Origin of the sequence: Ensifer sp. 1H6, assembly GCF_001976035.1 — a bacterium.
GTDB lineage: Bacteria > Pseudomonadota > Alphaproteobacteria > Rhizobiales > Rhizobiaceae > Ensifer > Ensifer canadensis.
Genome location: NZ_MOAI01000012.1, coordinates 194,146 through 203,585, shown reverse-complemented (window position 1 = coordinate 203,585; position 9,440 = coordinate 194,146). Strand labels below are relative to the sequence as shown.

The 9,440-nt window shown below is 62.8% G+C and carries 8 protein-coding genes; 1 reads left to right on the top strand and 7 read right to left on the bottom strand.

Annotated elements, in window-relative coordinates:
* Positions 1–94: 94 nt before the first annotated feature.
* The 6 genes from BKP54_RS16545 to tesB form a co-directional block, all read right to left on the bottom strand.
* On the bottom strand, positions 95–901 hold the full coding sequence (locus BKP54_RS16545) for an exodeoxyribonuclease III (RefSeq protein ID WP_025425159.1): 807 nt from the start codon (positions 899–901) through the stop codon (positions 95–97).
* Between the two features lie 231 nt (positions 902–1,132).
* On the bottom strand, positions 1,133–1,795 hold the full coding sequence (locus BKP54_RS16540; protein WP_025425158.1) for an outer membrane lipoprotein carrier protein LolA: 663 nt from the start codon (positions 1,793–1,795) through the stop codon (positions 1,133–1,135).
* Between the two features lie 136 nt (positions 1,796–1,931).
* On the bottom strand, positions 1,932–4,604 hold the full coding sequence (locus tag BKP54_RS16535; RefSeq protein ID WP_084814572.1) for a DNA translocase FtsK: 2,673 nt from the start codon (positions 4,602–4,604) through the stop codon (positions 1,932–1,934).
* Between the two features lie 242 nt (positions 4,605–4,846).
* Complete coding sequence (locus tag BKP54_RS16530; RefSeq protein ID WP_057210857.1) at positions 4,847–6,211, bottom strand: ammonium transporter; 1,365 nt, start codon at positions 6,209–6,211, stop codon at positions 4,847–4,849.
* A gap of 27 nt (positions 6,212–6,238) precedes the next feature.
* Positions 6,239–6,577, bottom strand: coding sequence for a P-II family nitrogen regulator (locus BKP54_RS16525; RefSeq protein WP_025425156.1), 339 nt, complete (start codon positions 6,575–6,577; stop codon positions 6,239–6,241).
* Between the two features lie 231 nt (positions 6,578–6,808).
* Positions 6,809–7,699: an acyl-CoA thioesterase II gene (gene tesB, locus BKP54_RS16520; protein WP_025425155.1), complete on the bottom strand. Its 891-nt coding sequence runs from the start codon at positions 7,697–7,699 to the stop codon at positions 6,809–6,811.
* A gap of 85 nt (positions 7,700–7,784) precedes the next feature.
* On the opposite strand from tesB, the gene BKP54_RS16515 reads away from it, so the two are divergent.
* A complete protein-coding gene (locus BKP54_RS16515) occupies positions 7,785–8,999 on the top strand; it encodes a ubiquinone biosynthesis hydroxylase (protein WP_057210855.1) in 1,215 nt (404 codons plus the stop codon).
* 4 nt (positions 9,000–9,003) lie between these two features.
* On the opposite strand, the gene BKP54_RS16510 is transcribed toward BKP54_RS16515, so the two are convergent.
* Positions 9,004–9,396: a hypothetical protein gene (locus tag BKP54_RS16510; RefSeq protein ID WP_025425153.1), complete on the bottom strand. Its 393-nt coding sequence runs from the start codon at positions 9,394–9,396 to the stop codon at positions 9,004–9,006.
* Between the last annotated feature and the right edge of the window lie 44 nt (positions 9,397–9,440).

Sequence of the window (9,440 nt, the reverse complement as noted above, 5' to 3'; positions counted from 1 at the left end):
TAGACGCGCGGCGCTGTAGCACTTTGAATTGCTGCATGTTTTTATCCTTAAATCGAATAGGATTTAAGGAAACACGCAGTAGAGCGTTGCCGCTCTAAATATCGAAATGCGCGATCACCGGCACATGGTCCGACGGCCGCTCCCAGCCGCGCGCTTCCCGCAGGATATCCACCTGCGTCAGCTTCGGCGCGAGGTCGGCCGACGACCAGATGTGGTCGAGGCGTCGGCCGCGGTCGGCCGCTTCCCAATCCTTCGCGCGGTAGCTCCACCAGGTATAGAGCTTGGTCGGCGCCGGCGCATGCTGGCGCATCAGGTCGACCCAGGCGCCGCCGTTCATCACCGTGTTGAGGCCCTCGGTTTCGATCGGCGTATGGCTGACGATCTTCAGGAGTTGCTTGTGCGACCAGACGTCGTCCTCGAGCGGCGCGATGTTGAGGTCGCCGACGAGGATGGAGGAGATGCCCGCCTCGGCTTCGGCGTGCAGCAGCTTCATCTCATCGACGAAATCGAGCTTGTGGCCGAACTTCGGGTTGATCGACCTGTCCGGTTCGTCGCCGCCGGCGGGAACGTAGAAATTGTGCAGGCGGATCTTCTTGCCGCCCGCCTCGAACACCACCGAAAGGTGGCGCGCATCGCCGACGCCGCAATAGTCGCGGCGGTCGCTAAGCTCGTGCAGGGGCAGACGCGAGATCGTCGCGACGCCGTGATAGCCCTTCTGGCCGTGCATCTCGATATGGTTGTAGCCGAGTGCCTTGAGTGGCTTTGACGGAAACTGGTCGTTCGGGCACTTGGTTTCCTGCAGGCAGAGAATGTCGGGCTGCCAGGTCTTCAGCAGATGTTCGATCAGCGGCATGCGCAGGCGAACGGAGTTGATATTCCACGTGGCGACGGAAAGGGCCATTGCTCATTCCCCATGATTGGGTAGGTCCGGGCGTTCGACGAATGGAAAGCCGGCTCAGGACGGATATGTTTTCGATGTCGGGGAGGTTTAAGCAGGTCTGGCGCGTCGGGACAAGGAATGCATGAAAAGGTCGCTGCGCACTTTGACGCGCTGCATGTTTTATCCTTAGATCGGATCCGAGGACACATGCAGTGGGCGGCCGATGTCCACAATGCCTATGCTGAGGCGGTCTTAGCCGCCCCGTTTGTTGCGAACCTCGTCGTAAGGAATCTTGAACACCTTGTCGTCGAGCGCGATGCCGGTCCGGACGTTGAAGATCATCACCGACGTGTCCTTCTTCTGCGCATCGGTGATCGTCCACTGGCGCAGGTCGTAGGTCTTCGGATCGAACATCATGGTGATGGTCGAATCGCCGAAGATCGAGCGATCCCCGAGCACGATGGTGATGAGGTCTGATTCTTCCTTGACGTCGCGCACCATCTTGCCGGTCAGGTCGATCCGCTCGCTGAGCAACAGGTTCAGCGGCGTCTTGGAGAGCGGGTAGATATCCCAGGTCTTCAGCTTCATATTGCCGATGACCACCGACTTGCCGTCGGAAATCACGCGCATCGGCGAAGGCGCCTCGTAGTTGAAGCGGATGCGGCCGGGGCGGCGGATGTAGAACTTGCCACCGGTCTGCTCGCCGCGCGGGCCGAACTGCACGAATTCGCCGGACATGGTCTTCACCGACGAGAAATGATCGGCGATCTTCTGGGCGGAGGCCGGGGCCTGGGCAAAGGCCTTGGTGACGTCAAGACCGGCGCCACCCATGCCCGCGAGCGCCGCGAGGCCGCAAACGAATACACGGCGCGACATCGCCGGATTGCTGCCCAGGGTGGTTTTCGTCTCTGTCATCACAGTCTCCTTCATTTCCTGAATCATCTGGAGCGCAAGTGCGGCACCTTCAAGGCGTTTTTCATGGCCTTCGGCGGGCCGCGCTCTCACATGACCGTTACCGGGCATGGATCATCGCCCGGGACGAAAGCCGGGTTTACCGGCCAGTGATTTCCGCTTCGGTCGGCACGAGGATTTCCCGTTTGCCGGCATGGTTTGCCGGGCCGATGATGCCTTCCTGTTCCATGCGCTCGATCAGTGAAGCGGCCCTATTATAGCCTATCCCGAGGCGACGTTGCACATAGGATGTGGAGGCCTTGCCGTCGCGCAGAACGATCGCCACCGCCTGGTCGTAGGGGTCGTCGGAATCGGCAAGATTGGACGTGCCGGCGGGGCCGCCGCCGTCATTGTCCTCGTCGTCATCTTCGGTGATCGCGTCGAGATATTGCGGTGTGCCCTGGGTCTTGAGATAGGCGACGACTTCCTCGACTTCGGTGTCGGAGACGAAGGGACCGTGGACGCGCTGGATGCGTCCGCCACCGGCCATGTAGAGCATGTCGCCCATGCCGAGCAGCTGTTCGGCACCCTGTTCGCCAAGGATGGTGCGGCTGTCGATCTTCGACGTCACCTGGAAGGAGATGCGGGTCGGGAAGTTGGCCTTGATCGTACCGGTGATGACGTCGACCGACGGGCGCTGCGTCGCCATGATCACATGAATGCCGGCAGCGCGCGCCATCTGCGCCAGCCGCTGCACCGCGCCTTCGATGTCCTTGCCGGCGACCATCATCAGGTCGGCCATTTCGTCGATGATGACGACGATATAGGGCATCGGCGACAGATCGAATTCCTCGGTCTCGTAGATCGCCTCGCCGGTCTGGCGGTCGAAGCCGGTCTGCACCGTGCGGGTGATCGCATCGCCCTTGGCCAGCGCCTGCTCGACGCGGGTGTTGAAGCCGTCGATGTTGCGCACGCCGATCTTCGACATCTTCTTGTAGCGCTCTTCCATCTCGCGCACCGTCCACTTGAGCGCGACGACCGCCTTCTTCGGGTCGGTCACGACGGGCGAAAGCAGGTGCGGGATGCCGTCATAGACGGAGAGTTCGAGCATCTTCGGGTCGATCATGATCAGGCGGCACTGGTCGGGACGCAGGCGGTAGAGCAGCGACAGGATCATGGTGTTGATCGCCACTGACTTGCCCGAGCCGGTGGTGCCGGCGACGAGCAGATGCGGCATCTTGGCGAGATCGGCGACCACCGGTTCGCCGCCGATGGTCTTACCGAGCGCCATGGCCAGGCGCGCCTTGCTGGTCTCGAAGTCGCGCGAGCCGATCAGTTCGCGCAGATAAACGGTTTCGCGGCGCTGGTTGGGCAATTCGATGCCGATGGCGTTGCGGCCCGGCACGACGGCGACGCGGGCAGCAATGGCGCTCATCGAGCGGGCGATGTCGTCGGCAAGGCCGATGACCCGGGAGGATTTGATGCCCGGCGCCGGCTCCAGTTCATAAAGGGATGAACGAGCCGGCCGGCGGACGTGGATGATCTCACCCTTGACGCCGAAGTCCTCAAGCACACCTTCGAGCATGCGGGCGTTCTGCTCCAGCGCGTCGGCGGAGAGCGAAGCGTCGCGGGTGACGTTCTTCGGCTCGGCGAGGAAATGCATTGGCGGCAGCGCGAAATCGCCGTCATCGTCCTCGACGAAGGAGCGCTGCGCCTCGCGCTCGAGCCGCTGGCTGGTCTTCGGGCGAGGCGGCGGGGTGGCAACACGCGAGCCGGCCTTCGGCAGACCCTGCTTCGGCGGTGCTGCTTTCGGCGCCCAGTCGGCTGCTGCGTCAAGATCGTCGTCCTCGTCATCGGACAGAATGCCGGCGGGGCGGCGCTCGTCCATGTCGAAGGGCATGTCGTCATCGTCATCAGCCATGATCGGCGGTGGCGTGACGATGCGGCGCTCGGAACGGTCGAGCGAAGGTTCGATGCGGTCGCCGGCCATCGGCTTCGGCCGGACCGGCTCGTTCAGCGTGCCGAATTCGTCATTGTTGAAATCGTAGGGCTCATCGTACTGGCGCTTCGTCGGCGTGCGGGTACCGCTCATGCCGAAGATGCGGCGGACGCGTGCCTGCACGGTGTAGCGCAAGTGGGCGAAAGAGCCCATCAGCAGGGTGAAGGGGCCTTCGCTGTCGTCTTCGTCCAGTTCGTCGCGCACGGTGCGCGCCTTGCTCGGCGTCGGCGCCTCGATCTCGTCTTCGTCCTCCTCCTCGCCGACACCGATCAGGCCGGCGCTGTAGATCAGGCACCAGGCGGCAGGAGCGGCGAAGATGCAGGCAAGCACGGTAGCGAAGGTGCCGGTCGGGAAGGCGCCGGTGAACAGCGCGGGAAACCGCAGGATCATGTCGCCGAAGACGCCGCCGAGGCCGTTGGGCAGCGGCCAGGTGATCGGCGCCGGGACGCAGCTCAAGGCCGCGCCTGCAAGCACCGATCCGACGAACCAGAGGCCGAGGCGCTTGAAGATCTTGTCGAAGCGCTTGCCGCCGATCAGCACCAGCGCCCAGGCAACGGCCGGAAGCAGGGCGACGACGCTTGCAAGCCCGAAAAACTGCATGAAGATGTCGGCAAAGGCCGCGCCGGCATAACCGAGCACGTTGGTCGGCTCGTCGGAGGTGGCGTAGGAGAAGCTCGGGTCGGCAACGTTCCATGTCGATAGCGCCGCGATTGCCAGCGCCAGTGCGCCAAACAGCGCAAAGCCCGCCAGCGACGCGATCTGTCGCCATACGAATGTGGTTAGCACGAACCGGTTGGAACGGCTGTCAAGCGTTGCCGGATTGCTTCTGCTCATGTTGCCTGCTGCCCGTCTCGATCTTCAAGACACATTGCGTGCCATGGAATCAACCTAAGCGAAGCACGGTTAATGCGACATTAACCATGCGTGTATGCCGCTAAAATACCGGTGGGCGAGGCGTGCAATCCGCATGAAAGGGAAAAAAAGCCCGGATCAGTCGATCCGGGCCAAAGGCGATCCGTATCAGACGGACCGCGACGGGACGTTGAGCGGCGCCTGTTGACGGCGCCGCGATTGGCTTAGCTGTGGTAGGCGGCTTCGCCGTGGGACGAGAGGTCGAGACCTTCGCGTTCGGCTTCGACCGAGACCCGGAGCCCGACGATCGCGTCGACCACCTTGTAGAGGATGGCCGAGACCACGCCGCACCAGATGATGGTGATGGCGACGGCGGTGAGCTGGGTCATGAACTGGCCGCCCATGGTGACGCCGTCGGCATAGCCGATGCCGCCGAGCGATGACGATGCGAAGATGCCGGTCGCCAGCGCACCGAAGAAGCCGCCGACGCCGTGAACGCCGAAGACGTCAGCGGTGTCGTCGTAGCCGAACTTGTTCTTCACCACCGAGACGAAGAAGTAGCACAGCGGCGAAACGATCAGGCCCATGACGATCGCGCCCATCGGGCCGGCGATGCCGGCGGCAGGCGTAATGGCGACGAGGCCGGCGATCATGCCCGAGGCTGCACCGAGCATCGAGGCCTTGCCGCGGGTGAAGGTTTCGACGACCGACCAGGAAAGGATGGCTGCTGCGGTCGCGAGGAAGGTGTTGACGGTTGCGAGCATCGCGCCGCCTGATGCCTCGAGGTTGGAGCCGGCGTTGAAACCGAACCAGCCGAACCACAGCATCGCTGCGCCGACGAGCGTCAGCGTCATCGAATGCGGTGCCATCATGTCCTTGCCGAAACCGGTGCGCTTGCCGACCATGATCGCGCCGATGAGGCCCGCAACACCGGCATTGATGTGCACGACGGTGCCGCCGGCGAAGTCGAGGGCGCCCATGCCGAAGAGCAGGCCGTTGCCGTCCCAGACCATGTGGGCGATCGGGAAGTAGACGAAGGTTGCCCAGAGGACGGAGAAGAGCACGGCCGCCGAGAATTTGATGCGCTCGGCAAAGGCGCCGATGATGAGGGCCGGCGTCAGCGCTGCAAACGTCATCTGGAACAGCATGAAGATGTATTCCGGAATGACCACGCCTTGGGAGAAGGTGGCCGACGTGCTGTCAACCGAGACGCCTGCGAGGAACATCTTGGCGAAGCCGCCGAAATAGGGGTTGGTCGAGCCGCCGAAGGCGAACGAATAGCCATAGACGACCCAGACGATCATCATCGTTGCGCCGATGACGGTGCACTGCATCAGGACCGACAGCATGTTCTTGGCGCGAACGAGGCCGCCGTAGAACAGCGCGAGGCCTGGGATCAGCATGAAGAAGACGAGCAGCGTGGAGATGAACATGAAGGCCGTGTCGGCCTTGTCGGGAACGGGTGCTGCGGTGGTGGCAGCGGCGGCTGCCGGTGCGGCTTCCTGGGCAAAGGCGACGACCGGTGCAAGAAGGGCGGCAGAGGCTGCGCCGATCCTGACCAGAGAGGTGGAAAGTTTGCTTGACGACATCGAGTAGTGCTCCCTGAACGGCGTGGCTTACAACGCTTCTGAATCGGTTTCGCCGGTGCGGATGCGCACGGCATGGTCAATGGAGTAGACAAAGATCTTGCCGTCGCCGATCTGGCCGGTCTTGGCGGCAACGGCGATCGCTTCCACGGCCTTGTCGACGACCTCCGAGGCGACCGCGATCTCGATCTTCAGCTTTGGCAGGAAGCTCACGGCGTATTCGGTGCCGCGATAGATTTCAGTATGTCCCTTCTGGCGGCCGTAGCCTTTAACCTCGGTTACGGTCAGGCCCTGGATGCCAACAGCAGTGAGGGCTTCGCGAACCTCATCGAGCTTGAACGGCTTGATAATGGCCATCACAATTTTCATCGGTTTCCCATCCTTGTTCGCCTCCGGTCGGAGGCCATCTCTCCTTGCTGCGGAACGCTGAAAGCGCCGTGCAACCGGACAGCTACATTCAAGGGGCGTGCCAGATTCGTCGTGGCACGCTAAACCTATGAAAAGGCATGGGAAAATTATCACGCACAGCGACGGTGCCGCGACGCGCTAAAAAATCGTCACTTTAGAAGATTAAAAAATAGGCAGAAAAGAATAAGTGCCCTATTCCTGTTCAGCTGCCTTTTTCCGGATCAGGCCTTCCTGCGCCACCGAGGCAATCAGCACGCCGGAACGGTCAAAAAGGCTGCCGCGGGTCATGCCGCGGGCACCATGGGCACTGGGGCTGTCCTGGGTATAGAGCAGCCAGTCGTCCATCTTGCAGGGGCGATGGAACCACATGGCGTGATCGAGGCTTGCAACCTGCAGGTTGCGATCGAACACCGACGTGCCATGGGCATAGAGCGACGTGTCGAGCAGCGTCATGTCCGAGAGGTAGGCAAGCACGGCCGCCTGCAGGTGGCGCTCGTCGGGCACATGGCCGACGGCCTTGACCCAGACGTCCTGGGTCGGCTTACCATCGTTGCGGGCGAAATAGTGGGTGAGCGAGACCGGCCGGATCTCGATCGGCCGTGGCCGCTCCCAGTAGCGGCGGATCGCTTCGGGGGCGTGCGCCAGGAACTTGTCCTTCAGCTCCTGCTCGCCCGGCAGGGTTTCCGGCATCGCCACGTTGGGGATGTCGATCTGATGTTCGAAGCCGTCCTCGTCATATTGGAACGACGCCGACATTGAGAAGATCGCCTTGCCGTGCTGGATGGCGACGACACGCCGCGTGGCGAAGCTCGAGCCGTCGCGGATGCGGTCCACCTCGTAGATGATCGGCACGGACGGATCGCCTGGGCGCATGAAATAGGCGTGCAGCGAGTGCACGTAGCGGCCTTCGTCGACAGTGCGCTGGGCTGCGACCAGCGCCTGCCCGATCACCTGGCCGCCGAACACGCGCTGCCAGCCGACCTGGGGACTGCGGCCACGGAACAGGTTCTCCTCGAGCTTTTCGAGGTCGAGTGTGGCAAGCAGCGCATCCATGGGCGTTGCGGTCTCAGTGGGGCGCGACATTTCGGCTGTCTCCGATGGTAGGAACGGCGATGGCATTGATCTATATAGGCATGAAACGATGCTCAAGTGCGACGGGAGAAAGCGGATGATCGATGTGTTGATTGCCGGTGGCGGCTATGTCGGCCTTTCGCTCGCGGTATCGCTGAAGAAGGCGGCACCGCATCTCGAAGTTTCCGTCATAGACGGTGCGCCGGAAGGCGCCTGGAAGCGCGACGAGCGCGCCTCTGCCGTCGCCTCGGCAGCTGAGCGCATGCTCGATGTTCTCGGCGTGTGGCAGGCGATTGTGCCGGAGGCCGAGCCGATCCGGCGCATGGTCATCACCGATTCGAAGACATCCGATCCGGTGCGCCCGGTTTTCCTCACCTTCGACGGCGAGGGGGAGGAGGGGCGGCCCTTTGCCCATATGGTGCCGAACACGGCCATGGTCGGCGCGCTGCGCGCCGCCTGCGAGGAGTTTGGTGTAACCGTGCGGCAGTCGACCATGGTCGAAACCTTCGAGAGCGGCGATCATGCGGTTGCGGTGACGCTTACCGGCGGCGAGCAGTTGGAGGCCCGTCTGCTGGTTGCCTGCGATGGCGTGCGCTCGAAGCTGCGCGATGCGGCCGGCATCAAGACGGTCGAATTCGACTATGGCCAGTCGGGCATCGTTACCACCGTCGAGCATGAGCGCCCGCACGAAGGCACGGCCGAGGAGCATTTCCTGCCGGCCGGCCCCTTTGCCACCCTGCCGCTCAAGAACAATCGCTCGTCGCTGGTGTGGACCGAGCGCACTGCGGACGCGGAGCGCCTGGTCAAGGGCGACGATTTCCTCTTCGAAGAAGAGCTGGAGCGCCGCTTCGGCCACAGGCTTGGCCATCTCAAGGTTGTCGGCGGCCGTCGCGCCTTTCCGCTCGGCCTGACCCTTGCGCGCGATTTCGTAAAACCGCGGTTTGCGCTTGCGGGCGATGCCGCCCACGGGATCCACCCGATCTCCGGCCAGGGCCTCAATCTCGGCTTCAAGGACGTGGCGGCGCTGGCCGAGACGATCGTCGAGGCGGATCGTCTCGGGCTCGATATCGGTTCGCTTGCTATCCTCGAGCGCTACCAGAGCTGGCGCCGGTTCGACACCTTCCGCATGGGGGTGACCACGGATGTGCTCAACCGACTGTTTTCGAACGACATTACACCCGTCAGGATCGCCCGCGACTTCGGTCTCGGTCTTGTCGATCGGCTGCCGTCCCTCAAAAGCTTCTTCATCCGCCAGGCGGCCGGCGTTGCCGGCGACGCGGACCCGCGGCTGCTTTCCGGCCAGCCGATCTGAGGGGTCAGAAGATGGTGAGATTCTCGATCCGGTAGACGAAAAGCGCCCAGAGCCAGCCGGGCGCGACATCGACGACGGCAGTGAATTTGTCTTGCAGATCCTGGTACGACAACAGCAATGTCATGCCGATCGCGATCGTCCACGTGAAGCAGATGCGTAGATTTCTGCGGCTGAAGAACTCGTAAAATCCGTCCTCGTCGTATTCGGTCCCGGCGACCATGTCCCAGAAACCGTAGTTCGCACTCAGCATGTCGTCGATGGCGTGATTGCGCCAGAACTGGCCGGGCGCGGCATTGAAGCGATCGGGAATGAAATTGAACGACGAGCGGAAGACATGGACCGCCGCGCCAAGCGCGGTCAGAGTCACGATCGCGACGACGTAGTGCCAGATGTTCATCGTGTCCCGCCGAGCTACCGATAGTCCAGGCAACTTACGGGCTA

Coding starts and splice junctions, on each gene's coding strand:
- BKP54_RS16535 (WP_084814572.1), bottom strand. CDS start 4,604: ATGAGCAGAAGCAATCCGGCAACGCTTGACAGCCGTTCCAACCGGTTC.
- BKP54_RS16525 (WP_025425156.1), bottom strand. CDS start 6,577: ATGAAAATTGTGATGGCCATTATCAAGCCGTTCAAGCTCGATGAGGTT.
- BKP54_RS16540 (WP_025425158.1), bottom strand. CDS start 1,795: ATGACAGAGACGAAAACCACCCTGGGCAGCAATCCGGCGATGTCGCGC.
- BKP54_RS16545 (WP_025425159.1), bottom strand. CDS start 901: ATGGCCCTTTCCGTCGCCACGTGGAATATCAACTCCGTTCGCCTGCGC.
- BKP54_RS16510 (WP_025425153.1), bottom strand. CDS start 9,396: ATGAACATCTGGCACTACGTCGTCGCGATCGTGACTCTGACCGCGCTT.
- BKP54_RS16515 (WP_057210855.1), top strand. CDS start 7,785: ATGATCGATGTGTTGATTGCCGGTGGCGGCTATGTCGGCCTTTCGCTC.
- BKP54_RS16530 (WP_057210857.1), bottom strand. CDS start 6,211: ATGTCGTCAAGCAAACTTTCCACCTCTCTGGTCAGGATCGGCGCAGCC.
- tesB (WP_025425155.1), bottom strand. CDS start 7,699: ATGTCGCGCCCCACTGAGACCGCAACGCCCATGGATGCGCTGCTTGCC.